Source organism: Mesorhizobium sp. Root695 (assembly GCF_001428185.1).
Lineage (GTDB): Bacteria > Pseudomonadota > Alphaproteobacteria > Rhizobiales > Rhizobiaceae > Mesorhizobium.
The window spans coordinates 63,132-79,803 of record NZ_LMHO01000015.1 but is presented as its reverse complement, the minus strand read 5'-3'; the positions used below and the strand labels follow the sequence as shown (position 1 = coordinate 79,803).

General features: G+C 63.3%; 20 protein-coding genes and 1 pseudogene. 11 read left to right on the top strand and 10 right to left on the bottom strand.

Annotated features, from left to right (window positions below; translation table 11 throughout):
* Positions 1 to 115 precede the first annotated feature (115 nt).
* From ASD99_RS16515 to ASD99_RS16500, 4 genes are read right to left on the bottom strand one after another with little or no spacing between them, the layout of a single operon-like run.
* The gene (locus ASD99_RS16515; protein WP_013532199.1) at positions 116 to 637 is read right to left on the bottom strand and encodes a CoA-binding protein; all 522 of its coding nucleotides are present in this window, start codon (positions 635 to 637) and stop codon (positions 116 to 118) included.
* The gene (locus ASD99_RS16510; RefSeq protein WP_057144297.1) at positions 634 to 1,416 is read right to left on the bottom strand and encodes an AAA family ATPase; all 783 of its coding nucleotides are present in this window, start codon (positions 1,414 to 1,416) and stop codon (positions 634 to 636) included. The genes ASD99_RS16515 and ASD99_RS16510 overlap by 4 nt, the downstream gene beginning before the upstream one ends.
* The gene (locus ASD99_RS16505) at positions 1,416 to 1,838 is read right to left on the bottom strand and encodes a VOC family protein (protein WP_056594196.1); all 423 of its coding nucleotides are present in this window, start codon (positions 1,836 to 1,838) and stop codon (positions 1,416 to 1,418) included. Before ASD99_RS16505 ends, ASD99_RS16510 begins: the two co-directional genes overlap by 1 nt.
* A gap of 2 nt (positions 1,839 to 1,840) precedes the next feature.
* Positions 1,841 to 2,662 (bottom strand): enoyl-CoA hydratase, encoded by an 822-nt coding sequence (locus ASD99_RS16500; RefSeq protein ID WP_056594193.1) that lies wholly within the window; start codon positions 2,660 to 2,662, stop codon positions 1,841 to 1,843.
* Between the two features lie 152 nt (positions 2,663 to 2,814).
* Between ASD99_RS16500 and ASD99_RS16495 the strand changes: the two genes are divergently transcribed.
* The 4 genes from ASD99_RS16495 to rpsI all read left to right on the top strand — a co-directional run bounded on the left by ASD99_RS16495 (position 2,815) and on the right by rpsI (position 4,725).
* Entirely contained in the window at positions 2,815 to 3,261 is a 447-nt protein-coding gene (locus ASD99_RS16495) for a PaaI family thioesterase (RefSeq protein WP_057144298.1), read from the top strand.
* Positions 3,262 to 3,271: 10 nt separating this feature from the next.
* Positions 3,272 to 3,574, top strand: coding sequence for a type II toxin-antitoxin system HicB family antitoxin (locus ASD99_RS32285; protein ID WP_082583310.1), 303 nt, complete (start codon positions 3,272 to 3,274; stop codon positions 3,572 to 3,574).
* A 202-nt stretch (positions 3,575 to 3,776) separates the two neighbouring features.
* Positions 3,777 to 4,241, top strand: coding sequence for a 50S ribosomal protein L13 (gene rplM, locus ASD99_RS16490; protein ID WP_013532205.1), 465 nt, complete (start codon positions 3,777 to 3,779; stop codon positions 4,239 to 4,241).
* Between the two features lies 1 nt (position 4,242).
* Positions 4,243 to 4,725, top strand: coding sequence for a 30S ribosomal protein S9 (gene rpsI, locus ASD99_RS16485; RefSeq protein ID WP_056594184.1), 483 nt, complete (start codon positions 4,243 to 4,245; stop codon positions 4,723 to 4,725).
* Positions 4,726 to 4,828: 103 nt separating this feature from the next.
* On the opposite strand, the gene ASD99_RS16480 is transcribed toward rpsI, so the two are convergent.
* A complete protein-coding gene (locus tag ASD99_RS16480; protein ID WP_056594181.1) occupies positions 4,829 to 5,734 on the bottom strand; it encodes a LysR family transcriptional regulator in 906 nt (301 codons plus the stop codon).
* A 91-nt stretch (positions 5,735 to 5,825) separates the two neighbouring features.
* Between ASD99_RS16480 and ASD99_RS16475 the strand changes: the two genes are divergently transcribed.
* The gene (locus ASD99_RS16475; protein WP_057144296.1) at positions 5,826 to 6,698 is read left to right on the top strand and encodes an aldo/keto reductase family oxidoreductase; all 873 of its coding nucleotides are present in this window, start codon (positions 5,826 to 5,828) and stop codon (positions 6,696 to 6,698) included.
* 239 nt (positions 6,699 to 6,937) lie between these two features.
* On the opposite strand, the gene ASD99_RS16470 is transcribed toward ASD99_RS16475, so the two are convergent.
* Both ASD99_RS16470 and ASD99_RS16465 read right to left on the bottom strand, forming a co-directional pair.
* Complete coding sequence (locus ASD99_RS16470) at positions 6,938 to 7,996, bottom strand: glycerophosphodiester phosphodiesterase family protein (RefSeq protein WP_057144295.1); 1,059 nt, start codon at positions 7,994 to 7,996, stop codon at positions 6,938 to 6,940.
* A 96-nt stretch (positions 7,997 to 8,092) separates the two neighbouring features.
* Positions 8,093 to 9,301: an acyltransferase family protein gene (locus tag ASD99_RS16465; protein WP_057144294.1), complete on the bottom strand. Its 1,209-nt coding sequence runs from the start codon at positions 9,299 to 9,301 to the stop codon at positions 8,093 to 8,095.
* A 124-nt stretch (positions 9,302 to 9,425) separates the two neighbouring features.
* Between ASD99_RS16465 and speB the strand changes: the two genes are divergently transcribed.
* From speB to ASD99_RS32280, 3 genes and pseudogenes are all read left to right on the top strand, one after another.
* On the top strand, positions 9,426 to 10,433 hold the full coding sequence (speB, locus tag ASD99_RS16460; protein ID WP_057144293.1) for an agmatinase: 1,008 nt from the start codon (positions 9,426 to 9,428) through the stop codon (positions 10,431 to 10,433).
* A 30-nt stretch (positions 10,434 to 10,463) separates the two neighbouring features.
* Positions 10,464 to 11,390, top strand: coding sequence for an N-acetyl-gamma-glutamyl-phosphate reductase (gene argC, locus ASD99_RS16455; RefSeq protein ID WP_057144292.1), 927 nt, complete (start codon positions 10,464 to 10,466; stop codon positions 11,388 to 11,390).
* Positions 11,390 to 11,561, top strand: a pseudogene (locus ASD99_RS32280) (aminoglycoside phosphotransferase family protein); the annotation flags it as partial. The gene argC and the pseudogene ASD99_RS32280, both read left to right, overlap by 1 nt.
* Positions 11,562 to 11,612: 51 nt before the next feature.
* On the opposite strand, the gene ASD99_RS16450 reads toward ASD99_RS32280, so the two are convergent.
* Positions 11,613 to 11,816: a hypothetical protein gene (locus ASD99_RS16450; protein ID WP_057144291.1), complete on the bottom strand. Its 204-nt coding sequence runs from the start codon at positions 11,814 to 11,816 to the stop codon at positions 11,613 to 11,615.
* Between the two features lie 106 nt (positions 11,817 to 11,922).
* Entirely contained in the window at positions 11,923 to 13,014 is a 1,092-nt protein-coding gene (locus tag ASD99_RS16445) for a COX15/CtaA family protein (protein WP_082583311.1), read from the bottom strand.
* Positions 13,015 to 13,211: 197 nt separating this feature from the next.
* Here ASD99_RS16445 and ASD99_RS16440 point away from each other — a divergent pair, with 197 nt between their 5' ends.
* Positions 13,212 to 13,427, top strand: coding sequence for a DUF2842 domain-containing protein (locus ASD99_RS16440; RefSeq protein WP_056594156.1), 216 nt, complete (start codon positions 13,212 to 13,214; stop codon positions 13,425 to 13,427).
* A gap of 16 nt (positions 13,428 to 13,443) precedes the next feature.
* Here the strand turns inward: ASD99_RS16440 and ASD99_RS16435 are convergent, their stop codons facing one another.
* Complete coding sequence (locus ASD99_RS16435) at positions 13,444 to 14,502, bottom strand: polysaccharide deacetylase family protein (protein WP_057144289.1); 1,059 nt, start codon at positions 14,500 to 14,502, stop codon at positions 13,444 to 13,446.
* Positions 14,503 to 14,593: 91 nt separating this feature from the next.
* Here ASD99_RS16435 and ASD99_RS16430 point away from each other — a divergent pair, with 91 nt between their 5' ends.
* Positions 14,594 to 15,817 (top strand): GNAT family N-acetyltransferase, encoded by a 1,224-nt coding sequence (locus ASD99_RS16430; RefSeq protein WP_057144288.1) that lies wholly within the window; start codon positions 14,594 to 14,596, stop codon positions 15,815 to 15,817.
* Positions 15,818 to 15,821: 4 nt separating this feature from the next.
* Entirely contained in the window at positions 15,822 to 16,658 is an 837-nt protein-coding gene (locus tag ASD99_RS16425; protein ID WP_057144287.1) for a GNAT family N-acetyltransferase, read from the top strand.
* Positions 16,659 to 16,672 lie beyond the last annotated feature (14 nt).

The following is a 16,672-nucleotide window of genomic DNA, read 5'->3' as shown; positions in this document are numbered from 1 at the left end:
CGCGTCATCAGATGCTGGCCTCCAATCCAGCCAGCATCTTGAATCACAAACAAGCCTCGATGGGAATCCTACGATTCCCTCAAAGTGGGAAACGCTCTAAGGAATAATTTTGCTTCTATTTCTGGCGGACGCCGAAACTCTGGAATCCCGACCGCATCAGCGGCTTCTTCGACGACAGCACACCGGAGTTGACGCCGGTCCAGCCGATCTCGCCGGACAGTTTGCCATATTCGATCTTGGGGCAGCGGTTCATCACCACCTTGATGCCGGCGGCCTCGGCGCGCGCGGCTGCCTCGTCATGGCGCACGCCAAGCTGCATCCAGATGACTTTCGGCAAGGGGTCGAGCCGCAACGCCTCGTCGACGATGCCAGGCACAGCCGCTGGCGCGCGAAAAATGTCGACCATGTCGATCGGCTCTGGAATATCGGCCAGCCTGGCATAGGTCATTCGGCCGAGGATTTCCTTGCCGGCCTGGCCGGGATTGATCGGAAACACCGAAAAGCCCTTGGCCAGCAGATATTTCAGCACGAAATAACTCGGTCGCACATCGTTGGCGGATGCGCCGACCATGGCGACGGTCTTCACCGAATTGAGGATGCCGGCAATGTAGCTGTTGTCGTAACTATCGTGGTTCATGCCTCGTCCTCATACAACGCCTCGGCGAGAAAACCATCCGGGTCATTGCTGAAATCGCGCAACATGCGGAAGTGGGCCGTATCACGAAAGTCCGCGGGCGCGAGTCCGAACCGGCTGAAGCGGAACAGCCGCGCTCCAGGACAAGCCATCAGCAGCGGCGAATGCGTCGCCATGATCACTTGCGCGGTGCCCGACTGGTCCATGCGCCGCAGCATCTTGAGCAGCTCGATCTGGCGCGACGGAGACAGCGCGCTCTCAGGCTCGTCGAGGATGTAGATGCCTTGCCTGCGGCAGCGCTCCTCGAAAAAGCGGATAAAACCCTCGCCATGCGACCAGGACAGGAAATCCGGCGGCGGCGGCCTGAAGGGATCTTCCAGCGCCACCTGATCGAGATAGCGAGCCACGGAGTAGAAGGATTCGGCGCGAAAGAGCCAGCCGGCGGTGACTTTCGGCAGCCAGTGGCCACGGAAGGTGTTTGCCAATGTGGCACCACTCTTGTCGATGGCGCTGGTATGATCGACCGGCCGGTAGCCCTTGCCGCCGCCGGCTTCGTCGTAGCCTGCCAGTGCGCCGATGGCCTCGAGCAGCGTCGATTTGCCGGTGCCGTTCTCGCCGACAATGATTGTGATTGGCGTGGTGAATTCGAGTTCGAAGTCGTGGCCGTGAAACAGCGGCAGGTTCCAGGGATATTTTTCCCAATCCTCGACCCGCGCCGGGTCGAGGAGGATGCGCTTGAGATAGGGAGCTTTGAGCCGCGTCAGCTGCTTGCGATGGGCCATCAGCCAGGCAGCGAAATCGTGCCGTCTTCCGCGATCGGAAAGGCCGGATTGTGCGCGACTTCCCAGACATGCCCGTCCGCGTCGGCGAAATAGCCGTACCAGCCGCCCCAGAAGGCACGGCCGGCCGGCTTGACGATGCGGCCGCCGGCTTTTTCCGCCATGGCGAGCACCTCGTCGACCTCGGCGTCTGAACGGGTGTTGTAGGCGAGGTAGACGGCCGACGGCGCCCCGGCGAAGGCAATGCCGGAATCCTCCTCGGCGCTGACGCGTGGGAACAGGCCGAGAATGACGCCGCCCATCTGGAAGAAGGCGACACCATCAGTGATCCCGGCATGCCGTTTCAGGCCCATCGCCTCGTAGAAACGCACCGCGCGATCGAGATCATCTGTGGCGACCGTGATGATGGAGATGCGCGGTTCCACGATTACTCGTCCGTCCATTCCGGCTTGCGCTTGCCGATGAAGGCGCCAATGCCTTCCTCCGCGTCGCGTGCCAGCATGTTCTCGACCATGATGCGGCCGGTATAGGCATAGGCGTCCGCCAGCCCCATTTCGGCCTGCGCGTAAAAGGCTTCCTTGCCAGTCTTGATCACCAAAGATGATTTGGAAGCAATGGTTTGTGCGTATTTGGTGACAATCTGATTCAGGTACTCACGCGGCACGACGCGATTGACCAGGCCGAACTCCTTGGCGGTCGCCGCGTCGATCGTCTCGCCGGTCAACAGCATCTCCATCGCATGCTTGCGCGAGACATTGCGCGACAGCGCCACCATCGGCGTCGAGCAGAACAGGCCGATGTTGACGCCCGGCGTGCAGAAGGTCGCCTCGTGCGAGGCGATCGCCAGATCGCAACTGGCGACCAGTTGCAGCCCGGCGGCGGTCGCGAGGCCGTCGACTTCCGCGATCACCGGCAAGGGATGACGCACGATCGCCTGCATCAGCGTGGCACAAGCCGCAAACGTCTCTGCGAAGAAGGCCCTGCCATGATCGGCATCGGCGCGGCGCGCGGTCATTTCCTTGAGATCATGGCCGGCGCAGAACACCTTGCCCGCTGCCGCGAGAACGATGACGCGAACGGCTTTATTCGCCCTGGCGCGCTCGAGTTCCGCCGTCAACGCCGCCATCACCGCCAGCGACAAGGCGTTGGCGGGCGGATTGGCGAGCGTGAGGCGCAGCACGCCCTTGTCCAGTTGTGCGACAACCGGACCGTCAACGGCGGCAGGCTTGATGGCAAGGATTTCGGCCATGGATAGGTCTCCGCGATTCCGCTCGGGGCTGGCAGACTATCTAATATCGGATCGGGTTTCATCCAACACCCCATCGCTTGCGCCAGGCGACGAAGGTTGCCAGAAATGCCGCGCCGCGCCCATGCAGCTACGCACAAAAACGAGAGACCGACATGCCCGCCCAGAACAACCTGAAGCCGGTGCTGACCGCGCAACAAGTCAATGCGCTGATGGAAACCGTCTATCCGCAGCTCAACGAGCAGTTCAAATATTTCGAGGCGATCGACGTGTTCCCTGGCGGCTGCACCGTGCGGCTCAATGCCGGCGAGCGGCACCTGCGTCCCGGCGGCACCGTATCCGGCCCCTCGCTGTTCACTCTGGCCGACATCGGCGGCTATGTCTGTGTGCTGTCACATGCCGGGCCGGATGCGCTTTCCGTTACCGTCAACCTCGATATCAACTTCGTGCGCAAGGCCGAGGCCGGACCGATCGACGGCCATTGCCGCATCCTGAAGCTGGGAAAGAGCCTGATGGTGTTCGACATCGACATCGTCGCCGGCCCGGACGGACACACGGTGGCGCACGCCACTGGCACCTATTCGATCCCACCAAATCGGTAAGGAAACCGCAATGAAGAACTATCTCGCTTTGATCGAAAAAGATCCCGACAGCGCGTTCGGTATCCGCTTTCCGGACATCCCCGGTTGCGTTTCAGCTGCGGATGGGGCGGAAGACATCGTACCGAATGCAGTTAAAGCACTACAATTGTGGGCGGACGATATGCCCTCCCGGAGCCGTCTGGCCGCGAAGAGATTGTCGCACTCCCCGATATACGGACAGCGCTCGCCAAAGGAAGCTATTTGGTCCTGGTGCCGGACTGAACTGGCCTGCGGCACGCCAGATCGATGCGGTAAAATAATACCTTTTATTTAAAGTATTGTTTCCGTTTGATTTTTTCATATATTTGCTTTTTTATCCACCTTGACGCGCGCCCTCACCCTCGCCTATAAGCCCTCACGAAGCAGCGGCCCGCAAAGGCCGCCGTTTTGTTATTGGCGGCGGGCAAGCGCTTTTCGCCAATCCAAGCAACAAGAAACGCCTTCGCTCGTGAAGGTCAGAACCGAGAGCAGAAAACATGACAACCTTTTCGCAGAAGCCTGCGGATGTGGTGAAGAAGTGGATCCTGATCGACGCCGAGGGTCTCGTCGTCGGCCGTCTCGCCACTGTCATCGCCAATCATCTTCGCGGCAAGCACAAGCCGACCTTCACCCCGCATGTCGACGACGGCGACAACGTCATCGTCATCAATGCCGACAAGGTGGTGTTCACCGGCAAGAAGTTCACCGACAAGGTGTATTACTGGCACACCGGCCACCCAGGCGGCATCAAGGAGCGCACCGCGCGCCAGTTGCTCGAGGGTCGTTTCCCCGAGCGTGTCGTCGAGAAGGCCGTTGAGCGCATGGTCCCGCGTGGCCCGCTCGGCCGTCGCCAGATGAAGAACCTGCGCGTTTATGCAGGCGCCGAGCATCCCCATGTCGCCCAGCAGCCCGTTGTACTCGACGTGGCCAAGCTGAACGCCAAGAACAAGAAGGTCGCATAAGATGGCTGAGCTTTCCTCGCTCGCAGAACTGGGCGCCGCCACGGGCAACACCAACACGCAGCCGGCAGCCCCCGTCCACGTCCAGAAGCTCGACAAGTCGGGCCGCGCCTATGCCACCGGCAAGCGCAAGAACGCCATTGCGCGCGTCTGGGTGAAGCCGGGTTCCGGCAAGATCATCGTCAACGACAAGGAATTCGCGACCTATTTCGCGCGTCCGGTCCTGCAGATGATCCTCAACCAGCCGATCATCGCCTCCAACCGCGCCGGCCAGTACGACATCATCGCGACCGTCGTCGGTGGCGGTCTCTCCGGCCAGGCCGGCGCCGTGCGTCACGGCATCTCCAAGGCGCTGACCTACTACGAGCCGACGCTGCGCGCCGTGCTCAAGAAGGGTGGCTTCCTGACCCGCGACAGCCGCGTCGTCGAGCGCAAGAAGTACGGCAAGGCGAAGGCCCGTCGTTCGTTCCAGTTCTCGAAGCGCTAAGCGCTCCGCAACCTCAGACAATCGAAAAGGCTGCCTCCGGGCGGCCTTTTTTGCTTTTGGGGCTCGGCAGTCACACCACCCGGCGCTGTTCACTCGTATGATTTCAGGCGTGAGCCGCCGATTGCTTGATATAATCAATGAATGCTCGCAGCGGCGCTGGCACCAGGCGCCGGCCGGGATAATAGAGGAACGGCCCGGGAAAACTCGGCCACCACGGTTCGAGCACCGGCTCAAGAGCGCCGCTGTCGAAGTAAGGACGAAGCCAGCCCTCGAAGAGGCCGATGATGCCGGTGCCGGCGATGGCAGCGTCGACGGCAAGATCGGTTGCCCCGCCGATCCGCACGATCAATGGCCCCGTCGGATCGACCCGCACCACCTCGCCGTCACGCTCGAATTCCCAAGGCAGCATCGCACCGCTGGCAAAGCGCCCGCGCACGCAGGAGTGGCCAAGCAGGTCGCTTGGGTGTTGCGGCCGCCCATGGCGATCGAGATAGGCAGGGCTGGCGGCTGTGGCGAAATGCTGCACGCGCGGTCCGATCGGCACCGCGATCATGTCTTGTTCCAGCCGCTCGTCATAGCGGATGCCGGCGTCGCAGCCGGCTGCCAGCACATCGACAAAGTTCTCGTCGGCGATCACCTCCAGCCGGATACCGGGATAGGCGGCGAGGAAACCCGGGACGATGTCGGGCAATATCAGCCGCGCAGCGCTGACCGGCACATTGAGACGCAATGAGCCCGCCGGCCTGTCGCGGAAGCCGTTCACCACATCCAGCGCCGCCTCCACCTCCGACAGCGCCGGGCCGAGCCGCTCCAGAAGGCTGAGGCCTGCCTCGGTCGGGACGACGCTGCGCGTCGTGCGGTTGAACAGCCTGACACCGAGCTGTGCCTCCAGGCGACGCACCGCCTCGCTCAAGCCGGAGGCGCTGCCGCCGCTCGCACGCGCGCCATCGCGAAAGCCGCCGGCGCGCGCCACCGCCACGAAAGCGTTCAGGTCACTGAGGTCCATCATTGTTCGCTATTCCGCACGGCCTGTGTGGATTGTACCGGATTATCACGAAGTTGGGCAGCGCCTATCTCTGGCTCCTCAAAGGAGATCAATCATGTCCAATATCCAACAAGCCGGCACCTTCACCCTTGGCAGCCATACCGTGAAGCGGCTCGGCTACGGCGCCATGCAGCTCGCCGGACCCGGCGTGTTCGGGCCGCCCAGGGACCATGACGTGGCATTGGCCGTCCTGCGCGAGGCCGTTGCGCAGGGGATCGACCACATCGATACCAGCGACTTTTACGGTCCGCACGTCACCAACCGGCTGATCCGCGAGGCGCTGGTGCCCTACAAGGACGATCTCGTCATCGTCACCAAGATCGGCGCCCGCCGCGGCACGGATGGATCGTGGCTACCGGCCTTTTCTCCCGAAGCGCTGACCCAGGCGGTGCACGACAATCTAAGCAATCTCGGGCTCGAGGTGCTCGATGTGGTCAATTTGCGCATCATGTTCGATACCCATGGTCCAGCCGAAGGATCGATCGAAGCGCCGCTCACCGTGCTGGCCGGGCTTCAGCAAAAAGGTCTGGTCAGGCACATCGGTCTGAGCAACGTGACGTCGGCGCAGATCGCGCAAGGACGTGGGATCACCGAGATCGTCTGCGTGCAGAACCAGTACAATCTGGCGCATCGCGGCGACGACGCCCTGATCGACGATCTCGCCCGCGACGGCATCGCCTATGTGCCGTTCTTCCCGCTCGGCGGCTTCAATCCACTGCAATCTTCCACCCTGTCGAAAGTCGCGGCGCGCCTCGGCGCCACACCCATGCAGGTCGCGCTCGCCTGGCTGCTGCGCCGCGCGCCCAACATCCTGCTGATCCCCGGCACATCGTCGGTCGGACATTTGCGGGAGAACCTCGCTGCGGCAGAACTCGAGCTTTCGGACGATGTGCTCGGGGAGTTGGATTGGGTGGCGATGGCCGCTTGAGGGCGCGGCACGGGCTGCCTGTTAGGGTTCGGCTATCACCCTACCCGGCGCTGCGCGCCGACCTCCCCATCAAGGGGAGGTAGAAGGTCGCCGCAATTCGCCATTTCCCAGCGTGGTCCGCGAAGCCCGACAGCCGTTTGGAACGGTCCGACTGAAGGTAAAGCACGGCGTCCTACCCCCCCTCGATGGGGAGGTCGGCGCGAAGCGCCTAGCGGGGAGACAGCGCCAGCGTCGGATTGCTAGTTGATACTCGCCGTATTCGCCGGCTCAGCCGGCCGCGCCTCATCGGCATAAGGCACGCGAAAACCGTTCGCCGCCAGCCAATTGATGGCCGCCTTCGGCTCGTCGGTCTGGATGATGGTGGCGCCGCGATCGGCCCAGAAACCCCAGCTTTCGCGCGGCAGGCTGGCCTGCACCGCCAGTTCGTCGCCGCGGCCGCCGGCAAGGAAGCCACCCGGCTTGTTGACGATCGCATAGGTGTCGGCCCAGATGTGCCAGTTGCCCCGCACCGCGGCCGCGCGCATGCGCGTGCTGAACAGCGGTCCGCCGGTTTCGGTCAGCGTCTGGGCACCCGCCCGCCAGTTGATCAGCTCGATCGCGCGCGGCGAAAAGGCATGGTCGACCGTCTCGGCGAAACCGGCATCACGCACCGCGTCATCGGCGATGATCGGCATGAACTGGAAGCCGTCGCCGATAGCGCCCATGGCGGTCTTGACCGTGGAAATCCGCTGTGAATTCCACAGGTTCTCCTTGACGATGACCTGCTCGACCATGCCGAGATCGCGAGCCACAGCGATCATGCCCGAGAGATCGCCGACGTCGAGCTTGTTGTCGAGGTTGATGAGGATCCTGTCCCTTGTCGCCAGCAGCATCTCGCGCAGCGTCGAAACCGTCTCATTGGTGACGGCGCCGGTGCCCTCTACCACCAGCCTGCAGGTCTTCAGCTCGGCCAGCGTGTATTTGACCACCTCGCCCTTGCAGGTCGTGGTGCGGTCGAGCCAACTGTCATGCATGACGATGAACTCGCCGTCCTTCGAGCGACGGATGTCGACTTCGACGATTTCGGCGCCCATGGCGATCGAGCCTTCCAAGGCAGCAATCGAATTTTCCGCATAGAGCGTCTTGCCGGCCTGCATGCTGCCGGCGCGATGCGCGGCCACCATCACGTGGTCGCGCCACTGGTTGGCATGCTCAAAGCGGTCGAGGATCTGTCTGGCGCGGGTCTCGCCGGCCAAGGCGTGGCCAGACGCAGCCGCTAGTACCGTGGAAAACAGAAGGCTTAGCCAGATGGTCCGCATCGAGAATCGCTCCTTGCCGGATCGACACCCGGATAGGCGACGCCCGTGACAGGGAGGTGAACGAAGCCGGCTAGCGGAATGCTCGCAGAAGGCGCATCAGATGCGTTTCGAGAGTCGACGGAACCACGCCAACGCCGGCATCTCAATGAGGCGCCAGGTGATCCATGAGGCCGCGATGGTGGCCGCGAGCATGACGATGATCGCCACCGATCCCGTCCAGCCGGCGCCGAAGCCGGTGGCAGGCTGGCCGCGCAGCATGAAGTCGCCAATCAGACCGAGGCCGAGCTTGCGCTCGACGAGCCCGGCGACGTTGATCAGCCGCGCCTGGACGAAGATGTGGACCATGTAGATCGAGTAGGACAGCGAGCCGAGCGCCAGCATGAACGGCATCTTGAGCAAGGCGCTGATCCAGCCGCCCTCATGGGCGAACAGAAACAGCGCCAGCGCGAACACCAGGGGTGCCGCGATGCCGAAATCATTGCCGCCCGCCAGCGAAACGAAAAACACGATGACGGCCACCATGACGATTTCGGCAAGGGTCCAGTCCATCCGTGGGCCGCTCCTGGCGAGGGCCTGTCGCGCCCCTGCAATGGAATCATGCTGAAACCAGGCCAGCAAGGCGCCGAGCGAGAAGCCGTACAGGCAGCGGATGAAGCCGAAATCGAAGGACACATCCATATGATGGGTCGAGAAGCCGAGGAGGAACAGCGGCGCGGTGACGGCGGCGGCGACGAACCATATCCAGGCGCGCGCGCCGGCGACGAAGACCACGCCGGCAAACAAGAGATAGGCGAAGAACTCGGCCGAAATGCTCCAGCTTGGCGCATTCCAGGTCAATTGATCCTCGAAGCCGACACCCTGCAGCAGGAGAAGATTGGCAAGCAGGCTCTTGAGGTCGAAGCCGCCGGTGAAGGGTGCAGCCCCGGTTCCATGCAGTTGCGGCAGCATCAGCCGCAGCAGCTCGAAGCAGGCAAAGGCGGCAAGCATGAGCAGGTGCAGGGGGTAGATGCGGCCGAAACGGACCAGGGCGAAGCGAGCGACCTGTTCCGGCTGGTTGAGCCGATTGCCGTAGCTGCTGGCGATGACGAAACCTGACAAAACAAAGAAGAAATCGACGAAGAGGTAGGACGAACCGATGAAGGCGCTTTGCGAAACAGTCGAACCGGTCGGGAAGTGAAACAGCGCCACCAGAAGCGCGCAGATGCCGCGCCACGAATCGAGGACCAGGAAGCGTTCACCCGCGATCGTACCGGGGTGGGTCGACGCCGCGGCACGCGTGGGATTGAGAAACGCGGTCTGCGTCATGATGATACAAATCCTGTCTTGCCGTGGCACTCGCGCAGCGCCATTCCGTCTCGCCAAGCTGTGACTGGCATCTTCCGTGCCGGTTCTGTAGTTGTTGCACCCCGACGAAAAACGAGGATCCGTAATGGCGAACAACAACATCGACAACGCCTTCACCGCCCGTTCCAAAACGGGCGCCGCGTTCGAGCCGACCTATTCCGGCGCGCTGTCGTTCATGCGGCGCAAATACACCAAGGACGTGAAGGGCGCGGATGCGGTGGTGTGGGGTATTCCCTTCGACGCCGCCGTCACCAACCGGCCCGGCGCTCGTTTCGGGCCTCAGGCGATTCGCCGCGCCTCTGCGATCCTCGACAACGACCCGCAATATCCGTTCTCGCGCGATCTGTTCGAGCATCTGGCGGTCGTCGACTATGGCGATTGCCTGCTCGACTCGGGCAACCACCAGAAGACGCCCGGCACGATCGAACGCGAAGCGGCGAAGATTCTCAAATCCGGCGCCTTCCTGGTGACATTGGGCGGTGACCATTTCGTCACCTGGCCGCTGCTCAAGGCGCATGCCGCCATCCATGGACCACTTGCCCTGGTGCAGTTCGACGCGCATCAGGATACCTGGCCGGACGACGGCAAGCGCATCGACCATGGCTCGTTCGTCGGCCGCGCCGTCAAGGAAGGCATCATCGATCCCGACCGCTCGATCCAGATCGGCATCCGCACCCATGCTCCCGACACGTTTGGCATCAAGATCCTCTACGGCCATGAAATCGAGGAGATGCGGGCGTCCGATATCGCCTACGCCATCGTCGACCGCACCGGCGGCAAGAAGACCTATCTCACTTTCGACATCGACTGCCTCGATCCGGCCTATGCGCCGGGAACCGGCACGCCGGTTGCCGGCGGACCGTCCTCGGCGAAGATCCTGTCGACGCTGCGCCAGCTCAACCAGATCGATATTGTCGGCGCCGATGTCGTGGAGGTTGCGCCGGCCTATGATCACGCCGATATAACGGCGATCGCCGGCTCGATGGTGGCGATGCAATATCTCGGCCTGCTGGCGGAGCGAAAGGCACGGCTTGAAGAGCTGAACAACGGCAACCACAATGGTGCCACAGTGAACTACGGCAACGGCATATAGTCTTGAAATAGCAGGGAATTTGATCGATCCATGAAACCGAAAATCTTCATCGACGGCGAACACGGCACCACCGGCCTGCAGATCCGGGCGTTGCTGGCCGAGCGCGGCGACCTGGAAATCATCTCGGTTCCCGCCGAACGCCGCAAGGAAACGGCTGCGCGCGCCGAGTTCCTCAATGCCGCCGATGTCGCGATCCTGTGCCTGCCCGACGATGCGGCGAAGGAAAGCGTCTCGCTGATCGCCAACGACACCACCAGGGTCATCGATGCGTCGACCGCGCATCGCGTGGCGGAAGGCTGGGCGTATGGTTTCGCCGAGATGGACAAGACGCAGGCGAAAACGATCGCCTCGGCAAAACGCGTTGCCAACCCCGGCTGCTGGCCGCAGGGACCGATCGCCACGCTGCGGCCGCTGGTCACCGCCGGCCTGCTGCCGGCTGATTTCCCGATCACCGTCAACGGCATTTCGGGCTATTCGGGCGGCGGACGGCCGATGATCGAGGACTATGTCGCCAAGGGCGAGGACGCCTCGGAGTTCCTGCCCTACGGCCTCACCTTGCAGCACAAGCACGTGCCGGAACTGAGGGCCTATGCCAGGCTGTCGCATGATCCGATCATGCAGCCGGCGGTCGGCAATTTCGCGCAAGGCATGATCACCGTGGTGCCGTTGCAGCTTGGCGGCCTCGACCATGTGCCGACCGGTGCAGAACTGCATGCGGCGATTGCCGACCATTTCGCCGCCATCAAGGGCGGTGTGGTCGAGGTGGCGCCTTATGCGCATTCGGAGCGTATGGCGGAGATCGATCCGGAGATCTACAACGGCACCAACCGGATGAAGGTCTACGTTTTTGCCAACGACAAACGCGCGCAGGCGCTGCTGCTGGCGGTCTACGACAATCTCGGCAAGGGTGCTTCGGGCGCCGCCGTCCAGAACATGGACCTGATGCTCGGCCTCTGATGGACGCGCCAGCCTTTCCGGCGCGCTGGAAGGTCTGCGCGCCCGAACTGATTGCCGAGACCTTTTCCAGCCGCTGTCAAGGAACTCAAGCCTTTCGACGACGTCGCCGACGAGTTGCGCGGCGAGCATTATCTCGTCTGGCGGCGCGGCGAAGGCGCTGTGCGCCTGCTCACCACGATGGGTTACTGACTGGTCTCGGCTCCTCTTCGGAATTTGTCATGGTCAGCGCGATTCGGGTTCCTCACAGGCGACCCGGTATTCCTCGTTCAACTCCTCGAGCAATGCAGCCCAGGAGGCCGCGCTCGAAAGGCAGATCCAGGACCTGGAAGACCAGGCCAAGGCGATCAGGTGCAGCAGGATATTGCCGTAGCCCAAGCCAAGCTCGATGCGCTCAAGGCCGCCGACAAGGTAGCCAAAGCCGCTCACAGCCAGTCCGCACCATCCGCCGCGGCCTTGCGTCAGGCGGAATTCGACGGCGAGAAGACGACATCGTCAAACGAATTCTGGATGTGACTGGCCGATCGGCTCGGGATCAGTTCCTCAGCGCGATTTCGAGCGGCAAGGGGTAGGCGCCCTTGGTGCCGCGCCAATGCGCTGATGCAAAGCCCAACACGATGAGCGCAAACCCCTGGTGGGTCAGCGCCATATGCAGCGGCACATGCATCAGCAGCGTGCCAATGCCGATCGAGGCCTGCACCAGCACCAGCAGAAATAGCAGCGTCGCGCGCCGCGCATGCGTTGAGCCCGGCAGCCGCCGGCGCGTGGCGATCATGTGCCACCAGGCCACGGCAAACACCGTGTAGGCACCGAGCCGATGGATGAACTGCACCGTCTTGGGGCTTTCGAAGAAGTTGCGCCACGCAGGTTCAAGGATCAGCAGATCGCCCGGGATGATCTTGCCGTCCATCAACGGCCAGGTGTTGTAGCTCAGGCCGGCATCGAGCCCGGCGACCAGGCCGCCGAGATAGATCTGGACCAGCGCCAAAAACACGATGAAGCCGGCCAGCCTCTGCGTCGACTGATCGGCGGCGGGCTCGGAATGCGGCGCCAGCCCACGCGCGACCACCATGGTCGCGGTGAAGATCAGCGCGGCGAGCGTCAAGTGAGTCGCCAGCCGGTACTGGCTGACGGAGACTCGGTCGACCAGACCGGAGGCCACCATCCACCAGCCGATGGCGCCCTGCAGGCCGCCGAGCAGCAGAATGCCTGCCAGTTTCGGGCCCAGGCCGCGCTCGATGCGGCGCGTTACCCAGAAAAACAGCAACGGCAAGGCGAAGACCAGGCCGACGCTGCGCGCCAGGAGGCGGTGCGCCCATTCCCACCAGAAGATCGACTTGAACGCCTCGATGCTCATGCCCTTGTTGAGCTCGGCATATTGCGGGATCTGCTGGTAGAGCTGGAATTCCTCTTGCCACTCGGCGTCGTTGCGCGGCGGGATCACGCCGTGGATCGGCTTCCACTCAGTGATCGACAGGCCGGAATCGGTGAGCCGGGTGGCGCCGCCGACCAGCACCAGCGCAAACAGCACCAGAAGCACCACATAGAGCCAGCCGCGCAGCAGCGCCCGGTTATGCAGGTCGCGGGCGCGGGCGACGTATGGCGCGGCAGCGGATATGGCAGCCATGATCTTGTCCCGGCAGGTTGGTTTGGCGGATTGGTGGACCATCGCACCCGTGCTGGCAAGGCCGTGCGGCGCGGCACGCCGTCGCGCCACGTCTCACCGGTTGCACAGCTTCGCGCCAAGGCCTATGCGAGGCCAACACCCTGAACCTGCCGGGCCGCTTGTCCAAATTGCCGGCATCCTCGACCAGGAGACCAACCATGCCCGTGCGCCTGAAAAAGCTGATCGGAATGTTTCTGCTGGTAGCACTGGTCATCATCTATGCGCTGGTCGCATCGATCTTCGCGGTCGCCCGGCTGTCGGAATCGGGCCCGTGGGTGCATTTCCTGTTCTTCCTGCTCAGCGGCCTGCTCTGGGTGCTGCCGGCGATGGGCATCATCAAATGGCTGATGCTGGAGCCGAGAGCCAAGCGCTAAGCGAAATCCGGCACCGTCAGATGGTAACGACCATCTTGCCGGCATTGGCCAGCGGCGTCGTCACGCCCGACAGCATGGTGCGGATATGGGCGAGGCTCTGGTAGCGGCCGTTGACTGAAATGCGCGGCAGGGCATGCAGGAAGCCGGCATGCTCGGCGCGCAGCACACCGTGGCGCGTCGTCACGGCGGAGGTATAGCCGGCGTCGCGGGCAAAGCCGACCTCGCGGCAGCCGACAGCGCTGGCATAGCCATAGGGGTAGGCGAAATGGCTGGGCTCTTCGCCCAGTTCGGCCTGCAACATGCCGCGCACGGCGCCAATCTCGTGCCGCGCATCGGTCTCGGAAAGCCGCTTCAGATTGCTGTGGTTGATCGTATGGGCGCCGATCGTCACCAGCGGATGCGCGGCGATGCGGCGGATTTCGTCCCAGTTCATCAATGTGCGCAGGCGCGGGCCATCGGCGTCGACGCCATTCGAGCGAGCCAGATCACGCAACACCGCCTGCAGGTCCTCCTCGCGAACTTCGGAGGTGAGATAGGCATGCAGGCGTGCGTTGGCCTCCAGTTTCTTCGCAGACGTCGAGCAATCGATCGTCAGGGGACCATTCGGCCGCGTCAGAGTGAGGCTGTCGCGCGCCTTGACGACATCCTCGACCACATCCCACCATAGGTCGGCCGTGCCGTTGATCAGCCCGGGCGCGACATAGATGGTGATCGGCGCGCCGTGCTTCTCCAGCACCGGCAGCGCCTCGGTCATGTTGTCGCGATAGGCGTCGTCGGCAGTGATGGTGGCGAACTCCCCGCCCTTGTCGCCTGCCTTGATGCGCTCAACGGCTTCGTCCATGGAGACAAAGGCATAACCGTGCGCCTTCATGTCGGCGATCATGGCATCGAGGAACCCGGGAGCGATGTTGAGATGCCGGTTGACGCTGTCCGGCTTTTCCGGCGTCGCGGTAACGCGGTGCAGCATCAAGATGGCGCCAATGCCGCCGATGAACGGTTTGGCCAGCGGTGCGAGACCGGTATAGCGGGCGACGTTCAGCGCCAGTTTCCGGATTGCCTCCCCGCCGTCGATCATTCATTCACCTTTTGCGCCTAGGCTGATCCAAGCACGGAATGCGCCTACGCGAACCCCCAAATCGCGATCAATACGCCCTAAGGATTGAGGTATGGTTGACGCTACAGCGTCATTTGACGGCAATCGGCTTGCGGCGACCGAGGCGTCGCCGCGCGCCTTGCCACGAAACCATGCCGGCCTGTCGATTTCAGTGGCGTCCACGGACGGACTGGTGGCCTATGCCGAGTTCTGCCGCTCGGCACTGTTTGCACCACCGCAGGGCGCTGCCTGGATCCTGAACTGGGCTGCAGAGGTCCGACCGGATCTGCTCGTCGCGACGCTGAGCACCGAAGGCAAGCCGGTTTTCTCGCTGGCCCTGGAGGTCACCGCCAGCGGTCCTTTCCGCGTCGCCCGCTTCATGGGTGGCCGCCACGCCAATGGCAATTTCGTCGCCGCGGATCCGCACTGGCTGGCCAGGGCAGATGTTTCGGCCATCCGATCGATGCTGACGGCCATCGCCAAGGCACGCCCGGACATCGATCTCGTCGCACTGGAACGATTGCTGCCCGATCTCGACGGCGTCGCCAATCCCCTCGCCTCGCTTGACCATTTTGCCAGCCCCAATTTGTCGCTGGCCGTCGACCTCGCCGGCGGATTCGATGCGCTGCTCTCTCGCGCCAGCGGCAAACGCAAGCGCAAGAAGCACCGTTCGCAGATCCGGAAGTTCGAGGCCGTCGGTAGCCATCGGCGCATCGAGGCGCGCACGGTGGACGAGGTGGACAGGCTGCTCGACGCTTTTTTCGAGATGAAGGAACTCCGCTTCCGCAAGATGGGCATCGCCAACGTCTTCGGCGACGGGCAGGTGCGCGGCTTCTTCCGCGCGCTGTTTGCGCAAGCGGTTGCCGAGGCCGAGCCCTCCTTCGTGCTACACGGGCTCGAGGTTGCCGGAAAGCTGCGCGCCGTCACCGGGTCGAGCCGCTCCGGCAAACGCCTGATCTGCGAGTTCGGCGCGATCGCCGAGGACGATCTCGGTTACGCCAGCCCCGGCGATTTCCTGTTCTTCGACAACATCCAGGAAGCCTGCGAGACCGGTTTCGAGGTCTATGATTTCTCCGTCGGCGACGAGCCCTACAAGCGGCTGTGGTGCGATATCGAAATCCGGCATTTCGAGGTGCTGGCACCCTTGACCATGAAAGGCCGCGCGCTGGCGCTGATGCTGAGGCAAGGTGCGCGGCTCAAGTCCTCCGTCAAGAACAGCCCGACGATCTGGAAGCTGACCAAGATCCTGCGCCGCAAGGCGGCCCGACAGGCAGCGCCGGTCGACGACGACAGCTAAGGCGATGAAGCCGACCATCCGTACACTGTCGCTGCAGGAACTGGCTGTTCTCATCGACTGGGCGGCCGGAGAAGGCTGGAACCCAGGTCTTGAAGACGCGGCGATGTTCCAGGCCGCGGACCCCGAAGGCTTCATCGGCGCCTTTGTCGGCAACGAAATGGTCGCCGCGATCTCGGCAGTGGCCTACGGAATCGAGTTCGGTTTCATCGGCCTCTACATCTGCCGGCCGGACAGACGCGGCAAGGGCTACGGCAAGGCGGTGTGGAACGCTGGAATGACGAAACTTGCCGGTCGCACCATCGGCCTCGACGGCGTCGCAGAGCAGCAGACCAATTACCGAAGCAAGGGCTTCAGGCCGGCCTACGAGACCATCCGCTTCAGTGGGCGCAAGGCAGGACCGGCGGTCAGGGCCGATGGGTTGCGCATGATAACAACGCAGCTCGTGCCCGACATCATCGCCTATGACTCATCTTGTTTTCCGGCGCCGCGGCGGGCCTTCCTGCGGCGATGGCTGCAGGCGCCGCATCACGGGCTGGCGGCGATCAGTTCGCGCGGCACCACCGGCTACGCCGTGGCGCGGCCGTGCCGTTCCGGCTTCAAGATCGGCCCGCTGTTTGCCGACGACATGGAAATCGGTCTGCAATTGCTGGATGGGCTGGCCGGTGCCTGCGAGGGCGGCGAACTGCACATCGACGTTCCCGCCGAGAATACCGGCTTCATTGCGGCGCTCGAGGTGGCCGGCTTTGCGCCGACCTTCACCACCACCCGCATGTACAAGGGCCCGGCTCCGAAGCTTGGGCTGCAGCAGCTGTTCGGCGTAACGACCCTGGAACTGGGATAGAGATCGGACGGACC

Excerpts from the sequence above, each read along its gene's own strand:
- ASD99_RS32285 (WP_082583310.1), top strand. The coding sequence starts at position 3,272 with ATGAAGAACTATCTCGCTTTGATCGAAAAAGATCCCGACAGCGCGTTC.
- rplM (WP_013532205.1), top strand. The coding sequence starts at position 3,777 with ATGACAACCTTTTCGCAGAAGCCTGCGGATGTGGTGAAGAAGTGGATC.
- ASD99_RS16480 (WP_056594181.1), bottom strand. The coding sequence starts at position 5,734 with ATGATGGACCTCAGTGACCTGAACGCTTTCGTGGCGGTGGCGCGCGCC.
- ASD99_RS16510 (WP_057144297.1), bottom strand. The coding sequence starts at position 1,416 with ATGGCCCATCGCAAGCAGCTGACGCGGCTCAAAGCTCCCTATCTCAAG.
- ASD99_RS16445 (WP_082583311.1), bottom strand. The coding sequence starts at position 13,014 with ATGGCTGCCATATCCGCTGCCGCGCCATACGTCGCCCGCGCCCGCGAC.
- ASD99_RS16475 (WP_057144296.1), top strand. The coding sequence starts at position 5,826 with ATGTCCAATATCCAACAAGCCGGCACCTTCACCCTTGGCAGCCATACC.
- speB (WP_057144293.1), top strand. The coding sequence starts at position 9,426 with ATGGCGAACAACAACATCGACAACGCCTTCACCGCCCGTTCCAAAACG.
- ASD99_RS16425 (WP_057144287.1), top strand. The coding sequence starts at position 15,822 with ATGAAGCCGACCATCCGTACACTGTCGCTGCAGGAACTGGCTGTTCTC.
- rpsI (WP_056594184.1), top strand. The coding sequence starts at position 4,243 with ATGGCTGAGCTTTCCTCGCTCGCAGAACTGGGCGCCGCCACGGGCAAC.
- ASD99_RS16470 (WP_057144295.1), bottom strand. The coding sequence starts at position 7,996 with ATGCGGACCATCTGGCTAAGCCTTCTGTTTTCCACGGTACTAGCGGCT.
- ASD99_RS16515 (WP_013532199.1), bottom strand. The coding sequence starts at position 637 with ATGAACCACGATAGTTACGACAACAGCTACATTGCCGGCATCCTCAAT.
- ASD99_RS16430 (WP_057144288.1), top strand. The coding sequence starts at position 14,594 with ATGGTTGACGCTACAGCGTCATTTGACGGCAATCGGCTTGCGGCGACC.
- ASD99_RS16465 (WP_057144294.1), bottom strand. The coding sequence starts at position 9,301 with ATGACGCAGACCGCGTTTCTCAATCCCACGCGTGCCGCGGCGTCGACC.
- ASD99_RS16500 (WP_056594193.1), bottom strand. The coding sequence starts at position 2,662 with ATGGCCGAAATCCTTGCCATCAAGCCTGCCGCCGTTGACGGTCCGGTT.
- ASD99_RS16495 (WP_057144298.1), top strand. The coding sequence starts at position 2,815 with ATGCCCGCCCAGAACAACCTGAAGCCGGTGCTGACCGCGCAACAAGTC.
- ASD99_RS16435 (WP_057144289.1), bottom strand. The coding sequence starts at position 14,502 with ATGATCGACGGCGGGGAGGCAATCCGGAAACTGGCGCTGAACGTCGCC.
- ASD99_RS16440 (WP_056594156.1), top strand. The coding sequence starts at position 13,212 with ATGCCCGTGCGCCTGAAAAAGCTGATCGGAATGTTTCTGCTGGTAGCA.
- argC (WP_057144292.1), top strand. The coding sequence starts at position 10,464 with ATGAAACCGAAAATCTTCATCGACGGCGAACACGGCACCACCGGCCTG.